The sequence below is a fragment of the Leclercia pneumoniae genome, from assembly GCF_017348915.1.
GTDB classification, from domain to species: Bacteria; Pseudomonadota; Gammaproteobacteria; order Enterobacterales; family Enterobacteriaceae; genus Enterobacter; species Enterobacter pneumoniae.
Window position 1 is genome coordinate 484,907 of sequence record NZ_CP071383.1, and the last position, 18,569, is coordinate 503,475.

Below are 18,569 nucleotides of genomic sequence, written 5' to 3' on the forward strand. Positions count from 1 at the left end.
CGGGCAAAAAAAAGCCCCTCAAATGAGGGGCTCTGGGAATAGGGATAGCTGCGGGAAGAAAAACGGCAGGCCAGCGTCTGTTTTGAGACGCGGTAAAACATTATGTCGTACACACTGAACCATGCTTCCTCCCGGCAAATTGTGGGGCATTATACGCAGCCTGAAGGCGGGATCAAGCGATAAATTCACGCTTTAAGCAAAGCAAACGGTTTGCATTGCATGGTTATGCGCTGCGGCAAATCCCGGCCAAAAAGTAGTGGTATGGCAGCCAAATTTCTCGTATAAAAGTTTAAAATGAAACGGTGTTTTATATTGAGGATTCAACCATGATCGTTGGCAATATTCACAACCTCCAGAGCTGGCTGCCTGCGGAACTGCGTCAGGCGATTGAGCACGTAAAAACGCACGTTAACGGGGCAACCCCGACCGGTAAACATGATATCGACGGCAACCGTCTTTTCTTCCTTGTCTCGGAAGATATGACCCAGCCCTTTGCTGAGCGCCGCGCGGAGTATCATGCCCGTTATCTGGATATCCAGATTGTCCTGAAAGGCCAGGAGGGGATGACCTTCAGCACCCTGCCAAACGGCACCCCGGATACTGACTGGCTGGCGGACAAAGATATCGCTTTCCTGCCGGAAGGGGAGCAAGAGAAGACGGTAGTCCTGAACGAAGGTGATTTTGTGGTCTTCTACCCTGGTGAAGTGCACAAGCCGCTCTGCGCGGTGGGCGCGCCGGGGCAGGTGCGTAAGGTGGTTGTGAAGATGCTGGTGGGGTAATTCTCTTCCCCTCACCCTAACCCTCTCCCCAGAGGGGAGAGGGGATTGTACCGGGCCGTCTTTTCTTCCTCGCCCTTTTGGGGAGAGGGTTTAAAAGTTCCCTCACCCTGAAGCAGAAGGTGTAAAAGTTCCCTCTCCCTGTGGGAGAGGGTTAGGGTGAGGGCACCAGACCGCACCCTTTAGAATGTGATCCAGCTTAAATTTCCCGCACTCCCTCATCTCATCCCATTGTCCTGCGCTTTTTCTGCGTCATAGTATGATCGTTAAATAAACGAACGCTGTTCTATAATGCAGAACAAAACGATCAAGCAAGGAGATCCCATGCAGCAGACCGCGCAGTTTTCGGGAATTATTCCGCCTGTCTCCACCCTTTTCACCCCGGACGGCATGCTCGATAAAGCGGGCACCGCCGCGCTGGTCGACGACATGATCAACGCCGGGGTGGATGGCCTGTTTTTCCTCGGCAGCGGCGGGGAGTTTACCCAGCTCAATACCAACGAGCGCAAAGCGATCGCCGAGTTTGCCATTGCGCATGTGAACGGCCGCGTACCGGTACTGATTGGCACCGGAGGCACCAACGCCCGCGAAACCCTTGAGCTGAGTCAGCATGCCCAGCAGGCAGGGGCGGACGGGATCGTGGTCATCAACCCGTATTACTGGAAAGTCTCAGAAGCCAACCTGATTCGCTACTTCCAGCAGGTGGCAGACAGCGTCACCCTGCCGGTGATCCTCTACAACTTCCCGGCCCTGACCGGGCAGGATCTCACTCCTGCGCTGGTGAAAACCCTGGTGGACTCGCGCAGCAATATCGTGGGGATCAAAGACACCATCGACTCCGTGGCCCATCTGCGCAGCATGATCCTTACCGTGAAGGCGGCCCATCCGCACTTTGTGGTGCTCTGCGGCTACGATGACCATCTGTTCAATACCCTGCTGCTTGGGGGCGATGGCGCCATTTCGGCCAGCGGTAACTTTGCCCCGCAGGTGTCGGTCAACTTGCTGCAGGCATTCCGCGATGACGATCTGGCCCGGGCGGCGCAGTACCACCAGACCATGCTGCAAATTCCGCAGATGTATCAGCTGGATACGCCGTTCGTGAACGTGATCAAAGAGGCCATCTCCCTCTGTGGTCGCCCGGTATCAACCTACGTGCTGCCGCCTGCCGGGCCGCTGGATGAGGCGCGCAAAGCGCAGCTGAAATCGCTGCTACAACAGCTCAAACTCTGCTGAGCCGGACGGTCACGATGTCGATTGAAACGATTTTTACGCCGCAGGATCACGCCTTCTACTCGGTGAAAACCCACGCCGCCGGGCCGCAGGGGGCGCTGCCGCTGACCCCGCAAATGCTGATGGAATCACCCAGCGGTAACCTGTTCGGCATGACGCAAAACGCCGGGATGGGGTGGGATGCCAATAAGCTGACCGGCAAAGAGGTGCTGATCATCGGCACCCAGGGGGGGATCCGTGCGGGCGACGGACGCCCGGTGGCGCTGGGCTACCACACCGGCCACTGGGAGATTGGCCTGCAAATGCAGGCGGCGGCGAAAGAGATCACCCGTAACGGTGGCATCCCGTTTGCCGCCTTTGTCAGCGACCCCTGCGATGGCCGCTCGCAGGGCACCCACGGCATGTTCGACTCCCTGCCATACCGTAACGATGCCGCTATCGTCTTTCGGCGGCTTATCCGCTCGCTGCCCACGCGCCGGGCGGTGATTGGCGTCGCCACCTGTGATAAAGGGCTGCCCGCCACCATGATTGCGCTGGCTTCTATGCACGATCTGCCCACCATTCTGGTGCCGGGCGGGGCCACGCTGCCGCCGACGCACGGGGAAGATGCCGGTAAGGTTCAGACCATCGGCGCGCGCTATGCCAACCACGAGCTGTCGTTGCAGGAGGCCGCCGAGCTGGGCTGCCGCGCCTGCGCGTCACCGGGGGGCGGCTGTCAGTTTCTTGGCACCGCAGGCACCTCGCAGGTGGTGGCCGAGGCCTTAGGGCTGGCGCTGCCCCATTCGGCGCTGGCTCCCTCTGGCCAGGCCGTCTGGCTGGAGATATCGCGCCAGTCCGCCAGGGCGGTGAGCGAGCTGGATACCCGCGGCATCACCACCCGCGACATCCTGACGGATAAAGCCATCGAGAACGCGATGGTGATCCACGCGGCCTTTGGCGGCTCCACCAACCTGCTGCTGCACATTCCGGCCATCGCCCACGCGGCGGGCTGCACCATTCCGGATGTGGAACACTGGACGCGCATCAACCGTAACGTCCCGCGGCTGGTGAGCGTGCTGCCGAACGGCCCGGATTATCACCCCACGGTGCGGGCGTTTCTTGCCGGGGGCGTGCCGGAGGTGATGCTCCACCTGCGTGCGCTGGGCCTGCTGCATGAAGATGCGATGACGGTCACCGGCCAGACGGTGGGTGAAAACCTTGACTGGTGGCAGGCCTCCGAGCGCCGGGCGCGCTTCCGCCAGTGCCTGCGTGAGGAAGACGGCGTGGATCCGGATGACGTGATCCTGCCCCCGGCGCGTGCCAAAGCGCGCGGCCTCACCTCGACGGTGGCTTTCCCGGTGGGCAACATCGCCCCGGACGGCTCGGTAATCAAAGCCACGGCCATCGATCCCTCAGTGGTCGGGGAAGACGGTGTTTATCGTCATACCGGATGGGCGCGGGTGTTTGTCTCGGAAGCGCGGGCCATTAAAGCGATTAAAAACGGCGAAATTGCCGAGGGCGACATCATGGTGGTGATAGGCGGCGGCCCCTCCGGCACCGGGATGGAAGAGACCTACCAGCTCACCTCGGCGCTGAAGCATGTCTCCTGGGGTAAGACGGTCTCGCTGATCACCGATGCCCGCTTTTCGGGCGTTTCAACCGGGGCCTGTTTCGGCCACGTGGCCCCCGAGGCGCTGGCGGGCGGGCCGATTGGCAAGCTGCGCGATAACGACATCATCGCCATCGAGGTCGATCGCCTTCGCCTGACCGGGAGCGTGAACTTTATCGGCACGCTGGACGACCCCCTTACCCCGGCGCAGGGGGCGGCGGTGCTGGCCCTGCGCGCACCGCATCCGGAACTGCACGCCCACGATTTTCTGCCGGACGACACCCGCCTGTGGGCGGCACTGCAGTCGGTGAGCGGTGGCACCTGGAAAGGCTGTATTTACGACGTAGATAAAATTATCGAGGTTATTAACGCCGGTAAAAAAGCGCTCGGACTTTAGGTTCTGAAATAAAAAAGGCTGTCTGCGAATAGAAATTCGCGGACGGCTTTTTGCTGTCTGAAATATATTTAGATTAACGCAAGAATAATTTAATAACTTACTAAAATATAAGATAAAAATATTCTACCTGGTGCGCTGATAACGACCGGAATCACAAAAGCAAAATATCATAATTCATAAACCAGAAATGACCATTGCCGGAAAAATAAGCCCCTTATTACACTTTATTAACACGAGTTTGTAATTAATCAGATGACCAAAGGGTGTATTCCTGTCGATGCGCCGGGGCACTTTTTCCCTGGCTCAGGTCCCTGACGTCGGTACCGTTCCACTTTGCGTTGGGGGTAAAGATGCAGTTAACCATGAAAGATAAAATTGGCTACGGGCTGGGTGACACCGCCTGTGGTTTCGTCTGGCAGGCCACCATGTTCCTGCTGGCCTATTTCTACACCGACGTGTTTGGCCTCTCGGCGGGGATAATGGGCACGCTGTTTTTAGTCTCTCGCGTGCTGGATGCCGTGACCGACCCGCTGATGGGGCTACTGGTGGACCGCACCCGCACGCGCCACGGCCAGTTCCGCCCGTTTCTGCTGTGGGGGGCGATCCCCTTTGGCCTGGTCTGCATGCTCACCTTCTACACGCCCGAGTTTTCGGCCAATGGCAAAATCATCTACGCCTGCGTTACCTACATCCTGCTGACGCTGGTCTACACCTTCGTTAACGTGCCCTATTGCGCCATGCCGGGGGTGATCACCGCCGATCCGAAAGAGCGTCATGCCCTGCAGTCGTGGCGCTTCTTCCTGGCGGCGGCGGGATCGCTGGCGATCAGCGGTATCGCGCTGCCGCTGGTGGGGATCATCGGCCGCGGTGACGAACAGCTCGGCTACTTCGGTGCCATGTGCGTACTGGGGCTCTGCGGCGTGGTGCTGCTCTACGTCTGCTTCTTCACCACCAAAGAGCGCTACACCTTTGAGGTGCAGCCGGGGGCGTCGGTCTCGAAAGATCTTAAGTTGCTGCTGGGCAACAGCCAGTGGCGCATTATGTGTGCCTTTAAAATGATGGCGACCTGTTCCAACGTGGTGCGCGGCGGGGCCACGCTCTACTTCGTGAAATATGTGATGGACCATCCGGAGATGGCGACCCAGTTTCTGCTGTACGGCAGCATCGCCACCATGTTTGGCTCGCTCTGCTCATCCCGGCTGCTGGGCCGCTTCGATCGCGTTAAAGCCTTCAAGTGGATCATCGTGGCCTACTCCCTGATTAGCCTGCTGATCTTCTTTACGCCAGCCGAGCACATCGCGCTGATCTTTGCCCTGAATATCCTGTTCCTGTTTGTCTTTAACACCACCACGCCGCTGCAGTGGCTGATGGCCTCGGACGTGGTGGATTACGAAGAGAGCCGCAGCGGCCGCCGCTTGGACGGGCTGGTGTTCTCGACCTATCTCTTCGCCCTGAAGATTGGCCTGGCCATTGGCGGCGCGCTGGTAGGCTGGATCCTGGCCTGGGTGAACTACTCCGCCAGCAGCAGCGTGCAGCCGGTGGAAGTGCTCTCCACCATCAAAATCCTGTTCTGCGTGGTGCCGGTCATTCTCTACGTGGGCATGTTCATCATGCTCTCTTTTTACAAGCTCACGGACGCGCGCGTGGAGGCTATCAGTCAGCAGCTGATCAAGCACCGGGCGGCCAGAGGCGACGATCTTCCGGCGGCCACCACCGCAGCATCGCATTAAGCAGGAGGCACCATGTACACCATTAACAACCCCATTCTGACCGGCTTTAACCCGGACCCGTCGCTCTGCCGGCAGGGCGAGGATTACTACATCGCCACCTCCACCTTCGAGTGGTTCCCTGGCATGCGCATTTACCACTCCCGGGATTTGAAAAACTGGCGGCTGGCGAGTACCCCGCTGGACCGCGTGTCGCTGCTGGACATGAAAGGCAACCCGGACTCCGGCGGGATCTGGGCGCCGTGCCTGAGCTACGCCGACGGGCAGTTCTGGCTGCTCTACACCGACGTTAAAATTGTCGATTCACCCTGGAAAAACGGGCGCAACTTCCTCGTCACCGCCCCCTCCGTCGAGGGGCCGTGGAGCGAGCCGATCCCGATGGGCAACGGCGGCTTTGATCCGTCCCTGTTCCATGACGACGATGGACGCAAATACTACCTCTACCGCCCGTGGGGGCCGCGCCACCACAGTAATCCGCATAACACCATCGTGATGCAGGAGTACTTCCCCGAGACCCACACCCTGTCGCCGGAGCGTAAAACGCTCTTCACCGGCACGCCGCTGGGCTACACCGAGGGGGCGCACCTTTATCGTAAAGAGGGCTGGTACTATCTGCTGGTGGCGGAGGGGGGCACCAGCTACGAGCACGCGGTGGTGGTGCTGCGTTCCCGCACGCTGGAGGGGCCCTACGAACTGCACCCGGAGGTCTCGATGATGACCAGCTGGCACCTGCCGGAGAATCCGCTGCAAAAGAGCGGCCACGGCTCGCTGCTCCAGACTCACACCGGAGAGTGGTTTATGGCCTACCTCACCAGCCGCCCGCAACGCAGGCCGGGTATCCCGCTGCTGGCAAGCGGCGGGCGCGGCTACTGCTCGCTGGGGCGCGAGACGGGCATCGCCCGCATCGCATGGCGCGACGGCTGGCCGTACGTGGAAGGGGGCAAGCACGCGCAGCTCAGCGTGCCGGGGCCGCAGATGGCAGAGAGCAACGTGGCCGCGCCCGCCACCTGGCGGGATGACTTTGACAGCGCGACCCTCGACCCGGAGCTGCAGACCCTGCGCATCCCGTTCGATGCCTCGCTCGGCTCCCTGAGCGCCCGCGCTGGCTGGCTGCGGCTGTACGGCAACGACTCCCTGAACTCGACCTTTGTGCAATCTACCGTCGCACGCCGCTGGCAGCATTTCACCTTTACGGCCGAGACGCGCATGGAATTTTCGCCGCGCCACTTCCAGCAGAGCGCCGGGCTCACCTGTTACTACAACAGCAAAAACTGGAGCTACTGCTTTGTCGATTACGAGGAGGGGCAGGGGCGCACTCTGAAGGTGATTCAGCTCGATCAGAACCAGCCGCTCTGGCCGCTGCACGAGCAGCCCATCCCGGTGCCGGACGATGCACAAAGCATCTGGCTGCGGGTGGAGGTCGATCGTCTTGAGTATCACTACAGCTACTCCTTCGACGGTGAAACCTGGCACAGCGTTCCTATCTCCTTCGAGGCGTGGAAGTTGTCAGATGACTATATTGGCGGGCGCGGCTTCTTTACCGGGGCCTTTGTCGGGCTGCACTGCGAGGATATCAGCGGTGACGGTTGCCACGCTGATTTCGACTACTTTAGCTACACGCCAGAAGAGGCGTAACGCCTCAGGCCGGGCAGCCGAGGGCTCGTGACAGCTGCTGTCCGGCCTCCTGCAACTGCTCGCGGAAGCGGGCCAGCTCCGCGTCGTCCACCCGGGAGGTGAGGGTAGAGAGGCTTAGCGCGGCAATGACGCGTGATTCATGGTTGCGCACCGGCACCGACACGCAGCGCACTCCCTGTTCGTTCTCTTCGCTGTCCAGGGCGTAGCCCTGCGCACGGGTTTCGGCCAGCGCCGCCAGCAGTGCCTCGCGGCTGGCAAGGGTCGCCGGGGTAAAGGTGGCGTAGTCGTACCCTTCCAGCAGGGCATTCAGCTCCGCCTCGCCGAGCCAGGCAATCAACACTTTCCCGATGGCGGTGGCATGCACCGGCAGGCGACGGCCAATGCGCGAATAGGCGATGGCCGCGAGCTTGCCTTCAATCTTCTCGATATAGACCCCTTCGCGCCCGTCCAGGATTCCCAGGTGGGTGGTCTGCCCGGTGCGATCGGACAACGCCTGCAGCCAGGTTTTCGCCTTCTGGCGGATGTCGATGGTGCTCACCACAAAATGACCGCGCTCGACCAGCTTCATGCCGGGGCGATATTTACCGTTCTCCGGGTTCTGATCGATATAGCCATGCAGTTGCAGGGTTTTGAGCAGCGAGTGAAGCGTGCTTTTACTCAGCCCCATCTGTTTGCTGATGTCAGTGATCTTCAGCTCCGTGGCCTGCTCGTTAAAGAGGTCGAGGATCTGTAAGGCACGTTCAACAGATTGAATAATAGGCATAATCAGGCATCGCTCGCGCTGGAAACAGGCGAAAAAAGTACCTGTTTTTCGCTGAAAAATCAATCGAATGGCGCCAAGGTAAAAGCAAAAGCCAACGTAAGTTGGCTTTTTATTATTTGCTCCCTCTCCCTGTGGGAGAGGGCCGGGGTGAGGGCATCAGACCGCAGAGGACAAACCTGAGATCACTCCCCCAGCGTCGCCACCATCACCGCCTTAATGGTGTGCATGCGGTTTTCCGCCTGGTCAAACACGATACTCGCCGGGGATTCAAAGACCTCATCGGTCACTTCCATGCCGCCGTGCAGATCAAACTCCTTCGCCATCTGCTGGCCCAGGGTGGTCTGGTCATCGTGGAAGGCGGGCAGACAGTGCAGGAACTTGACGTTCGGGTTGCCGGTCAGCGCCATCATCTGGCTATTCACCTGATAACCGCGCAGCAGAGCAATCCGCTCCGCCCACTTCTCCTTCGGCTCGCCCATCGACACCCAGACGTCGGTATAGATAAAGTCGGCCCCTTTCACACCGGCTGCCACATCTTCGGTGAGGGTGATCTTACCGCCGTTCTTCTCGGCCAGGGCGCTGCACTCGGCTATCAGGCTCGCTTCCGGCCAGCAGGCTTGTGGCGCCACCAGGCGCAGGTCCAGCCCCATAAGCGCTGCCGCTTCGAGCATCGAGTTACCCATGTTATTACGGGCATCGCCGGTATAGACCAGCACCATCTCGTTAAACGCCTTGCCCGGCAGATGCTCCTGCATGGTCAGCAGGTCCGCCAGCAGCTGCGTAGGATGGAACTCATTGGTTAGCCCATTCCACACTGGCACGCCGGCAAACCGCGCCAGGGTTTCGACCACTTCCTGGCCATGACCACGATATTGTATGCCGTCATACATGCGGCCCAGCACCCGCGCGGTGTCTTTAATTGACTCTTTATGCCCAATCTGGCTGCCGCTTGGGCCGAGATAAGTGACGCGAGCGCCCTGGTCAAAAGCGGCAACTTCGAAAGAGCATCGGGTACGGGTTGAGTCTTTTTCGAAGATGAGCGCGATGTTTTTGCCAGTAAGCTTTTGTACTTCAGTCCCTTTTTTCTTATCGGACTTCAGCTGCGCCGCCAGGGCGAGCAGCCCGGTAAGCTGGGCAGGGGTAAAGTCGAGCAATTTCAGGAAGTGTTTTTTAAACAGTTCAGACATTTTATCCTCACATGGCAGAGGCCACCTATTGAATTAAAATTCAATTTATCTATATGAATATTCATTTGCAACCCTGTTTCACAAATCTTTCGTCGAAAGGTGGAGGCAAACACATCCGTGTGTGAAAATAGAAGTACTGCCGCACTTTAAAGAGGATTGAGCCATGGCAAACCCGGAACTACTGGAAGAGCAACGCGAAGAGACGCGCCTGATTATTGAAGAGCTGCTGGAAGATGGCAGCGATCCGGATGCGCTGTACACCATTGAGCACCATTTCTCTGCGGATGATTTTGAAGCGCTGGAGAAGCTGGCGGTGGAGGCGTTCCGTCTGGGTTATGAAGTGACCGAGCCGGAAGAGCTGGAAGTGGAAGAGGGCGACACCGTCATTTGCTGCGATATCCTGAGCGAAGGCGCCCTGAAAGCTGAGCTGATCGACGCGCAGGTAGAACAGCTGATGGACCTGGCCGAGCGCTTTGAAGTGGAGTACGACGGCTGGGGCACCTACTTCGAAGATCCGAACGGCGAAGAGGGTGAAGAAGGCGACGACGAAGATTACGTCGACGAAGATGACGACGGCGTGCGTCACTAATAGCGTATTAGCGGCAGTGCACACTGCCGCTTTCAAGGTTCAAACATGGATTACCCGCAGATACTTGCTCCCGTTCTTAACTTCCTCCCGTGCCCCACCCCGCAAGCGTGGATAGACAAAGCCCGCGACCCGGCCAACCTGCCGCTGTTGCTTACCGATCATATGGTGTGCGAACTGAAGGCCGCCCAGACCGCACTGCTTCTGGTACGTAAATACGTCGCCGATGAAAGCGGTGCCGACGCGCTGCTGGCGTGGCTTAAGCCCTACGAAGCCTTCACCTTTCGCGACGGGCCGGAACCCGACTTTATTGCCCTGCATAAGCAGATAAGCAAAAGCGTGATGCCCAAAACCGACGACCCCTGGGGCCAGGCGCTTATCGACAGCATGGTGTTGTTAATTAAAGAAGAGTTGCACCATTTCTGGCAGGTGCGCGAGGCGATGGTCACGCGTAACATCCCGTACGTCAAAATCACCGCCAGCCGCTACGCCAAAGGGATGCTGAAAGCCGTGCGCACCCACGAGCCGCTAACGTTGATCGACAAATTGATCTGTGGGGCCTATATCGAGGCGCGCTCCTGCGAGCGCTTTGCCGCGCTGGCCCCCTTCCTCGACGACGACCTGCAGAAGTTTTACCTGTCTTTGCTGCGCTCTGAGGCGCGCCATTATCAGGACTATCTGCACCTTGCGCAGCAGGTGAGTGACGAAGACATCACTCCACGCATTAAGCACTTTGGCGATGTCGAGGCTACGCTTATCACGTCTGCAGATAGCGAGTTCCGCTTTCATAGCGGCGTGCCGGTTTAATTGATAAGGACAATGGATAATGAAAAAGGGGTTAGGTATTGCGGCAGCCGTCGTGCTGGGCATGGTAGTAGCGGGCTGGATCTTTCGCGACCAGCAGCCCACCACGGAACAGCAGCTCGACACCGCGCTGGGCAGCATGCCGGTGTGGCAGGTGATTAAAGAGCAAGACCCGGCGTTCCGCAAAAAAGTGCAGGACGAGATGATCGCCCTGCAAAAGGCGGGCAAGAACGAGCAGCAGATTATCGACACCATCCAGCCGCAGATTTTGCATCTGCAGATGGCGCGCCTGCAAAACGCCCCGGACGCCAACGTGGTGGAGTATATGAAGATCAATATGGAGCAGACCGCCGCCATGCAGAAGGTGAGCGACGATAGCTGCTTCCGCTTCCTGTACCCGGAGGTGAAAGGGGGCGTGAACCCGATGCGCCTGCTGAGTAAAGAGCTGATGCAGCGCCGCATGGAGGCAGATGCCACCATGATGCGTGCCGCCTTCGGCCCGAACAAGCACACCGTGACCCCGGAAGAGGTAAAACGCGCCGAGACCGACGTGGTGCCGATTGTGCAGAAGCTGGCCGAGAAGTACGGCCAGGACTTCGAACTGCTGCAGGCGCCGAACAAGGCGCTGGGCAAAGAGAAGGTAAGCTGCGAGCTGGTGCAGGACCTGTGGAACAACGTGCTGACGCTGCCAGAGAAGAACGCCGCCGGGCTGATCCGCTATGCGGTGTCGGACCTGTAAGAGCGGTTACGCTGGTTTTTTCAACACTTAGCGCAGGTTTAGCGCGCCGCCGCTTGCATGGCGGCGCGTGACAGGTATAATCCACAACGTTTCCGCATCCCCTTCAGTGCCGAAGTGGCGAAATCGGTAGACGCAGTTGATTCAAAATCAACCGTAGAAATACGTGCCGGTTCGAGTCCGGCCTTCGGCACCATTAGTACTTCCAAGACCATCCGAGAAAGTCCAATTTTCCCTTAAAAATCAATGCTTGCAGCGATTTTTACGTCCTGAGTCGTCCGAGGTTGTCCGTTGAAATCCGGATGTCATTGGGGGCATAATTGGGGGCATCTTAACTTCGATTAGAAATGTGCCCCCAAAATGAAGCTCAACGCCAGGCAGGTAGAGACCGCAAAGCCCAAAGACAAAACCTACAAAATGGCCGATGGCGGCGGTTTGTATCTCGAAGTTTCGGCTAAGGGGTCTAAATACTGGCGCATGAAATACAGACGCCCCTCTGACAAAAAAGAGGATCGCCTTGCTTTTGGTGTTTGGCCTACTGTGACGCTTGCTCAGGCAAGAGCCAAGCGCGACGAAGCTAAAAAGCTGTTAGTACAGGGCATTGACCCAAAAGCCGAACAGAAAGAAGCTCAGGCCGAGAATTCGGGTGCATATACTTTCGAAACCATTGCTCGCGAATGGCATGCCAGTAACAAGCGCTGGAGTGAAGACCATCGATCGCGCGTTCTTCGCTATCTTGAGCTTTATATCTTCCCTCATATCGGTTCGTCCGACATTCGCCAGCTCAAAACCAGCCACCTGTTAGCCCCGATTAAAAAAGTTGATGCCAGTGGCAAACATGACGTCGCACAGCGTCTTCAGCAGCGTGTGACGGCCATTATGCGTTATGCCGTAAAGAACGATTACATCGACTCTAACCCGGCCAGTGATATGGCTGGTGCTTTATCAACAACCAAAGCACGACACTATCCTGCTTTACCCTCTAGCCGGTTCCCTGAGTTTCTTGCTCGTCTTGATGCATATCGTGGCCGTGTAATGACGCGGATCGCGGTTGAGCTTTCTCTGCTAACTTTTGTACGTTCCAGCGAGTTACGCTTTGCTCGTTGGGAAGAGTTTGATTTCGATAAATCTCTTTGGCGTGTACCTGCAAAGCGAGAAGAAATTAAAGGCGTGCGTTACTCATACCGTGGCATGAAGATGAAAGAGGAGCATATCGTTCCGCTTAGTCGGCAGGCGATGATTTTGTTAGCCCAGTTAAAGCAGATTAGTGGTGATAAAGAGCTGCTTTTTCCGGGGGATCACGATGCAACTAAGGTCATGAGTGAAAACACGGTAAATAGTGCGTTGCGTGCGATGGGGTATGACACGAAAACTGAGGTTTGCGGGCATGGATTCAGGACGATGGCGCGTGGTGCGCTCGGTGAGTCAGGGTTATGGAGCGATGACGCGATAGAACGGCAGTTGAGCCATTCAGAGCGTAATAATGTGCGTGCAGCTTATATTCATACTTCTGAGCACTTGGATGAGCGTAGGCTGATGGTGCAATGGTGGGCTAACTACTTGGAAGAGAGTAGAGTCAAAATGATTACACCATATGATTACGGTAAAAAATATAATAATTAAATAAGGTGGTTGTTTTCTAATTTAAGTGGAGGTCTTCTAGCCTCCACTTAACAAAAATTTATACATCTTCTTGAATCGCCACAGATAATCTAGACACTTCCGAGCCGCTGATAATATTGTTTTTCGTATTCAGTTGGTGGCATATGATCACTCGAACCATGCCGACGCTTACTGTTATAAAACATTTCGATGTAATCAAAAATATCACCGCGAGCTTCTTCTCGCGTTCCGTAGATCTTTTTCTTTATCCGTTCACGTTTCAGTAGCTGGAAAAAACTTTCTGCGACTGCGTTGTCATGACAGTTACCGCGACGGCTCATACTGCCCTCCAGCCCGTGTGATTTCAGGAACGACTGCCACTCATAGCTTGTGTACTGACTGCCTTGATCAGAATGAACCAGCACCTGCTTTTGAGGATTACGTCGCCACACGGCCATCAGAAGTGCATTCAGGACAATATCCTTTGTCATCCGGGGCTGCATTGACCAGCCAATAACTTTGCGCGAGAACAGGTCAACAACCACAGCCAGATACAGCCAGCCTTCGTGAGTCCGGATGTAGGTGATGTCCGTTACCCAACGCTCATCCGGTGCTTCCGGGTTGAACTGCCGCTGGAGCCTGTTGGGCGTCACGATGCTGGTTTCACCCTTACGTGCCCGTGGGCTACGGTACCCGACCTGAGCCCTTATCCCGGCACGCTTCATCAGTCGCCAGACACGGTTAACTCCGCACTGTTGTCCGGTATCCCGCAGGTCGAGGTGGATCTTGCGATAACCATAAACGCAACCCGACTCCAGCCAGAACTGCTTTATCAGCCCCGTCAGCCTCAGGTCAGCATGATGCCGCCGTGAATCCGGCTGCTGAAGCCAGGCGTAAAAACCACTCGGATGCACATCCAGCACCCGACAAAGCAGTCGGACAGGCCAGCAATAGGTGTTGTCACGGATAAAGGCGTACCTCAGTCGGACAGCTTTGCGAAGTACGCCGCGGCTTTTTTTAATATGTCCCGTTCGTCGGTAACCCGCTTCAGCTCTTTCTGGAGGCGTCGGATCTCAGCCTGAGCGTCTGACTGGACTTTATTGGTTGAGGAATCCGGGCCATATGCCTTTATCCAGGCATAAAGACTGTGGGTGGTGATACCGAGACGTGTTGCCACGCTGGAAACAGAATGGCCGCGATCAACAACCTGTTTTACCGCTTCAATTTTAAACTCTTCGGGATAACGCTTACCGCTCATGGGCACCTCTCTTTAAGTCATCTTAAATGACTCTGAGGTGTCTGTTAAACCCGTGGCGATTCAAACTGCCAGATGATCTTCATCGACCAGCAGCCGCAGATGGCGTTTGGCGTGCAGTCTATTGATCGTCAGGTTCTGAAAAACAACGTAGTAGGGCTGGCTAAGTCGGCCAAAGTCTTCAACATCCCGACCATCATCACTACCGTTGAAACCGAAAGCTTCTCGGGTAACACCTTCCCGGAGCTGCTGGACGTCTTCCCGGGGAAAGAGATCCTTGAGCGTACCTCCATGAACTCCTGGGATGACCAGAAAGTGCGTGATGCCCTGAAAGCTAACGGCAAGAAGAAGGTGGTGGTATCCGGTCTGTGGACCGAAGTGTGCAACAACACCTTCGCTCTGTGCGCCATGCTGGAAGGTGACTACGAGATTTATATGGTGGCGGACGCCTCGGGCGGCACCTCTAAAGAGGCGCACGACTACGCGATGCAGCGCATGATCCAGGCCGGTGTGATCCCGGTAACCTGGCAGCAGGTGATGCTGGAGTGGCAGCGTGACTGGGCGCGTAAAGAGACCTACAACGCGGTGATGGATATCGTGCGTGAGCACTCCGGCGCCTACGGCATGGGTGTGGACTACGCCTACACCATGGTGCACAACGCGCCATCTCGCCAGAAGAGCGAGCACGAAACCCTGGCGCCAGTACCGGCTCCGGTTCGCTAAGTTTTCAGCGGCAGGCTGGGCCCTCATCCGGCCTGCTTCTGACCTCTCTGGAGTTCATCATGAGTACTGGGTTAATTTCCCTCGCGGCAGGCGTGCTTATCGGCCTGCTTTACGCGCTGCTGAAAGTGCGATCTCCCGCGCCGCCCGCGCTGGCGCTGATTGGCCTGCTGGGGATGCTGGCAGGTGAGCAGGCGACCCGTCATTTTCTGCATGCCGATGAGACGGCACAAAAAGCGCCCGTTACCCTCTCAACAGGAGCCTCGTCATGAAAGCCTGGGTTGTTTCCCTGCTGTGTGGAATGTTGGCAGGCGTGATTTATGCCGCTATTGATGTACACTCCCCGGCGCCCCCTGTTGTCGCGCTGATGGGGCTGTTTGGCATGCTGGTGGGTGAACAGCTGATCCCGATCGGCCGCCGTTTGCTGAGTCGTCAGTTGACGTTGACGTGGTTTCGTCATGAGTGTGTACCCAAAATTAGCGGCACTGCGCCTCCTCCGCGTCCCGGCGACGGTAGCGAGGGATAATCACGTCCAGTTTGAGGAAAGCCAGCATGCCGCAGCACATAGCTATCATTGATGATGAACGCTCTGTCCGCAGTGGGTTAAGCAACCTGCTGCAGTCTGAGGGGTATGCCACCGAGACCTTTGACTCCGCAGAGGGGTTTCTCAGCCATCCTACCATTCTGGCGGAGATCGCCCTGGTGGTTGCCGATATCCGGCTGCGGGGCATGACCGGCATCGAAATGGTAGAGAAGCTACAGCTGCTCGCCTCCGTCCCGCCGCCTGTCATTCTTATTTCTGGTCATGCAGATGACAACATGCAGCGCTACGCTATGCATTCAGGAGCCGTGGCGTTTCTGCCCAAACCGATAAACATTGATGTTCTGCTGGCGCACATCGCGCACGCCCTGCAGACCTGAAAACCCTGTACCGCACCCCCACGAGAACCATTAATGAAGAAAAATAAGGAACGTGGATGAACAACCCATCGCTGCCTGCCCCTGAGAATCTCTCTGAGGGGCAGGCTTTTGTGCTTAAAGAAGACGTCATTTTTACGCCGCTGGGGCAGGAGGGTAGCCTCTGCTGGCTGAACGCACGCCTGCCTGCCTCCGGCGGTGTGTTTATCATCGCGACCGCCGTCAGTGATGAGGAAGAGGCCAGCGCAACGCGCCTGCTGCGCAATGAGTTTGCCCTGCGTGAGTACCTGAGCGACGACTGGGCCGTGCGCCCGGTGGCCAGCACGCAATATCACGGACGCTTTGCCCTGGTTTATGCCCCCTTCGCCTTTGTGCTGCTGACCCGCAGGGTCGGCACGCCGATGGCCGGCATGCAGCACTTTCTCGATCTGGCGATCCGCATCTGCCTCCCCCTGCGCAACCTGGTGCACGGGGATATCAAGCCCGGCAATATTTTTATCGATGACGAACATCGCTGTCGACTGGGGGGCTTTGGCCTGTCGTCCGGTGGCGCAGAGGATCTCAGCCAGACGCGGCTGTCGGTGACCGGCGGCACCCCCGCCTATATGTCACCGGAGCACACCACCCGCACCCACAGAGCGGTGGATAGCCGCAGCGATCTCTATAGCCTCGGCGTCGTACTCTACGAACTGCTGACCGGCAGCCTGCCCTTTGAGCTGGGGGGCCAGGATCAGGGCAAGTGGGCTCACTACCACATCGCCTCTGAGCCCCGGGCGCCGGGGGCCATCTTGCCCGGTATTCCGGCCATGCTCTCGGCTATCGTCCTTAAGTTGCTGGCGAAAAGACCCGAGCACCGCTATCAGACCGTGGACGGGCTGATAGCCGATCTGCGCCGCTGCCAGGCGACCCTGAGCGACGACGGGGATATCGCGGCCTTTACCCCCGGCCTGCAGGATCGCTCCCCAGCCTTTTATCTGACCGATACCCTCTACAATGCCCATCCCCAGGCGGCGGAGCTGCTTAACGCCTTTGATCGGGTGTGCCGCGATAACCTGGCCGGGCTGGTGACCATCAGCGGCCCATCGGGGATTGGTAAATCGTCGCTGATCGCCTCGGGGCTGAAGGCGCTCCAGCACCGCAACGTGCTGCTGGCAGTAGGCAAGGTGGATCAGTTTTCTCCCGCGCTACCCTATGCGGCGCTCACCTCGGCGTTTCGCGCCCTGGCGCTGCATCTGCTGGGCTTGTCCACCGAGGAGGTGGCCCAGTGGAAAGTTCGCCTGTCGCGCGATCTGGAGGGCTACGAAACCTTAGCCGTCGGCTTGGTGCCGGAGCTGGGCCTGCTGCTGGATAACAAACCGCGTTTCTCCAGCGATACCTTTTCGACCGATGCCCGGGCGCGCTTTAGCCAGATGGTGCTGGCGCTGGTGAAAGCTTTTGCCAGCCAGGGCTGCCCGCTGGTGCTGCTGCTGGATGATATCCACTGGATAGATCCCGCCAGCCTGCAGATCCTGCAGGACCTCCTGACCAGCGGCAGTACCCTCCCCATGCTGATGGTGGTGGCGTATCGGGATGACAGCGCGCATGAGCTGTCGCTGGCCAACTTGCAGCGCGCATCGCGCAACACCGTCGAGCTACGCCCGGAGGCGCTGTCGGTGAAGGCGGTCTCGCGCTGGCTGGCCGATATCTTCCATACCCGCTCGGCCAGCACCGCCGATCTGGCGGGGCTGATTCACGAAAAAACCGGCGGTAATCCGCTGTTTGTACATGAGTTTTTCCGCCGCATCGTTGATGACGGGCTGGTGACGCACAATAAGTACCAGGACCGGTGGTGCTACGATCTTGAGGCCATCCGCGCCCGGCACTACACCGAAAACGTGGTCACGCTGGTGTTACAGCAGCTGGAAGAGATGCCGGAAGAGACCCGCCATCTGCTGGGGAGCATCGCCTGCCTGGGCGGCAGCGGCGAGCTGGAGATGGTCTGCCGCGTGGTGGGGATGTCTGTCGCGGAGATCCGCTATGCCCTGCACCCGGCAGTGACTGCGCAGCTGATCGCCCTGAGCGACGGGGACTATGCCTTTATTCACGACCGGGTCCAGGAGGCCGCGTTTGCGCTGCTGGATAACGAAGAGAAGAGCCGCCTGCACCTGACCACCGCCTGCGTGCTGGCGGAGTCGGCACGCCAGGCGGCAGGCAACGAGATCCTGTTCCGTGCCGTCCACCACGTCACGGCGGCGCTGGACTGCATTCAGCCCGCCCCCGAGCGGCAGAAGTTCCGTGAGCTGAGCCTGCTGGCTGCCCGCCGCGCCAGGCGCTCGGGCGATTACCGGTCGGCCCTGAGCTATATTCAGACCGCCCGCGCGCTGGGTAACGCCGGGAGCGTGCGCGATGTGGCGCTGGATCTCGAAGAGGCCGGGTGCGAGTTTGCCCTGGGCAATCTCGATATCACCCGCAGGCTGTGCGATCGCATTCTGGGTGCCCCGGGCGGGTTAACGGAAAAAGCGCTGGCGGCCAACCTGCTGGCGGAAGTGTATATGCGTCAGTCCGACAACCGGCTGGCGCTGGAGGCGGCGCTCTGCTGGCTGGCGGTCTTTGGTATTCACGTTAGCCGCTATCCCGATGACGCCGAGTGCGACGAGGCCTGACAT

At 58.2% G+C, this 18,569-nt stretch carries 19 protein-coding genes, 1 tRNA gene and 1 pseudogene; 16 read left to right on the plus strand and 5 right to left on the minus strand.

What is annotated here, in order from left to right:
• Positions 1-18: 18 nt before the first annotated feature.
• Positions 19-123, minus strand: a complete 105-nt coding sequence (gene pyrL / locus JZ655_RS02265) for a pyr operon leader peptide (RefSeq protein WP_072039576.1) — start codon at positions 121-123, stop codon at positions 19-21.
• Between pyrL and JZ655_RS21310 the strand changes: the two are divergent.
• From JZ655_RS21310 to JZ655_RS02290, 6 genes and pseudogenes are all read left to right on the plus strand, one after another.
• Positions 103-180, plus strand: a pseudogene (locus tag JZ655_RS21310) (hypothetical protein); the annotation flags it as partial. The gene pyrL and the pseudogene JZ655_RS21310 sit on opposite strands and share 21 nt — an antisense overlap.
• 146 nt (positions 181-326) lie before the next feature.
• Entirely contained in the window at positions 327-779 is a 453-nt protein-coding gene (locus tag JZ655_RS02270) for a YhcH/YjgK/YiaL family protein (RefSeq protein ID WP_207292891.1), read from the plus strand.
• 321 nt (positions 780-1,100) lie between these two features.
• Positions 1,101-2,009, plus strand: coding sequence for a dihydrodipicolinate synthase family protein (locus JZ655_RS02275; protein WP_207292892.1), 909 nt, complete (start codon positions 1,101-1,103; stop codon positions 2,007-2,009).
• 14 nt (positions 2,010-2,023) lie between these two features.
• A complete protein-coding gene (locus JZ655_RS02280) occupies positions 2,024-3,991 on the plus strand; it encodes a YjhG/YagF family D-xylonate dehydratase (RefSeq protein WP_207292893.1) in 1,968 nt (655 codons plus the stop codon).
• Between the two features lie 350 nt (positions 3,992-4,341).
• Positions 4,342-5,721: an MFS transporter gene (locus tag JZ655_RS02285; RefSeq protein WP_046886434.1), complete on the plus strand. Its 1,380-nt coding sequence runs from the start codon at positions 4,342-4,344 to the stop codon at positions 5,719-5,721.
• Between the two features lie 12 nt (positions 5,722-5,733).
• Positions 5,734-7,353: a glycoside hydrolase family 43 protein gene (locus JZ655_RS02290; protein WP_207292894.1), complete on the plus strand. Its 1,620-nt coding sequence runs from the start codon at positions 5,734-5,736 to the stop codon at positions 7,351-7,353.
• 4 nt (positions 7,354-7,357) lie between these two features.
• On the opposite strand, the gene JZ655_RS02295 is transcribed toward JZ655_RS02290, so the two are convergent.
• The 3 genes from JZ655_RS02295 to argL form a co-directional block, all read right to left on the minus strand.
• On the minus strand, positions 7,358-8,116 hold the full coding sequence (locus JZ655_RS02295) for an IclR family transcriptional regulator (RefSeq protein ID WP_207292895.1): 759 nt from the start codon (positions 8,114-8,116) through the stop codon (positions 7,358-7,360).
• Positions 8,117-8,298: 182 nt separating this feature from the next.
• Positions 8,299-9,303: an ornithine carbamoyltransferase gene (argF, locus tag JZ655_RS02300; RefSeq protein ID WP_207292896.1), complete on the minus strand. Its 1,005-nt coding sequence runs from the start codon at positions 9,301-9,303 to the stop codon at positions 8,299-8,301.
• A complete protein-coding gene (argL, locus tag JZ655_RS21570; RefSeq protein ID WP_242637295.1) occupies positions 9,273-9,368 on the minus strand; it encodes a putative translational regulatory protein ArgL in 96 nt (31 codons plus the stop codon). The genes argF and argL overlap by 31 nt, the downstream gene beginning before the upstream one ends.
• A 98-nt stretch (positions 9,369-9,466) precedes the next feature.
• On the opposite strand from argL, the gene rraB reads away from it, so the two are divergent.
• The 5 genes from rraB to JZ655_RS02325 all read left to right on the plus strand — a co-directional run bounded on the left by rraB (position 9,467) and on the right by JZ655_RS02325 (position 13,052).
• Positions 9,467-9,892 carry a ribonuclease E inhibitor RraB gene (gene rraB, locus JZ655_RS02305; protein WP_040077411.1) on the plus strand — a complete coding sequence of 142 codons (426 nt, stop codon included), beginning with the start codon at positions 9,467-9,469 and terminating at the stop codon, positions 9,890-9,892.
• A 45-nt stretch (positions 9,893-9,937) separates the two neighbouring features.
• Positions 9,938-10,696, plus strand: coding sequence for a tRNA isopentenyl-2-thiomethyl-A-37 hydroxylase MiaE (gene miaE, locus JZ655_RS02310; RefSeq protein ID WP_040077410.1), 759 nt, complete (start codon positions 9,938-9,940; stop codon positions 10,694-10,696).
• 19 nt (positions 10,697-10,715) lie between these two features.
• Positions 10,716-11,432: a topoisomerase II gene (locus JZ655_RS02315; RefSeq protein WP_207292897.1), complete on the plus strand. Its 717-nt coding sequence runs from the start codon at positions 10,716-10,718 to the stop codon at positions 11,430-11,432.
• Between the two features lie 108 nt (positions 11,433-11,540).
• Positions 11,541-11,625, plus strand: a tRNA-Leu gene (locus JZ655_RS02320).
• Positions 11,626-11,789: 164 nt separating this feature from the next.
• Positions 11,790-13,052 (plus strand): tyrosine-type recombinase/integrase, encoded by a 1,263-nt coding sequence (locus JZ655_RS02325; protein ID WP_207292898.1) that lies wholly within the window; start codon positions 11,790-11,792, stop codon positions 13,050-13,052.
• An 89-nt stretch (positions 13,053-13,141) separates the two neighbouring features.
• Here JZ655_RS02325 and JZ655_RS02330 read toward each other — a convergent pair.
• A protein-coding gene (locus JZ655_RS02330; RefSeq protein WP_160435769.1) for an IS3 family transposase occupies positions 13,142-14,289 on the minus strand; the annotation gives its coding sequence in 2 pieces (ribosomal slippage) (positions 13,142-14,052 and positions 14,052-14,289; 1,149 coding nt in all).
• A 72-nt stretch (positions 14,290-14,361) separates the two neighbouring features.
• Here JZ655_RS02330 and JZ655_RS02335 point away from each other — a divergent pair.
• The 5 genes from JZ655_RS02335 to JZ655_RS21575 are packed head-to-tail and all read left to right on the plus strand — an operon-like array spanning position 14,362 to position 18,566.
• Positions 14,362-15,009, plus strand: coding sequence for a hydrolase (locus tag JZ655_RS02335; protein WP_207292899.1), 648 nt, complete (start codon positions 14,362-14,364; stop codon positions 15,007-15,009).
• A 59-nt stretch (positions 15,010-15,068) separates the two neighbouring features.
• Entirely contained in the window at positions 15,069-15,278 is a 210-nt protein-coding gene (locus tag JZ655_RS02340; RefSeq protein ID WP_046886469.1) for a DUF1427 family protein, read from the plus strand.
• Positions 15,275-15,532 carry a DUF1427 family protein gene (locus JZ655_RS02345; RefSeq protein ID WP_046886470.1) on the plus strand — a complete coding sequence of 86 codons (258 nt, stop codon included), beginning with the start codon at positions 15,275-15,277 and terminating at the stop codon, positions 15,530-15,532. Before JZ655_RS02340 ends, JZ655_RS02345 begins: the two co-directional genes overlap by 4 nt.
• A 26-nt stretch (positions 15,533-15,558) precedes the next feature.
• Positions 15,559-15,927, plus strand: a complete 369-nt coding sequence (locus JZ655_RS02350) for a response regulator transcription factor (protein ID WP_207292900.1) — start codon at positions 15,559-15,561, stop codon at positions 15,925-15,927.
• Between the two features lie 56 nt (positions 15,928-15,983).
• Positions 15,984-18,566: an ATP-binding protein gene (locus tag JZ655_RS21575; protein ID WP_425352460.1), complete on the plus strand. Its 2,583-nt coding sequence runs from the start codon at positions 15,984-15,986 to the stop codon at positions 18,564-18,566.
• Positions 18,567-18,569: the final 3 nt, after the last annotated feature.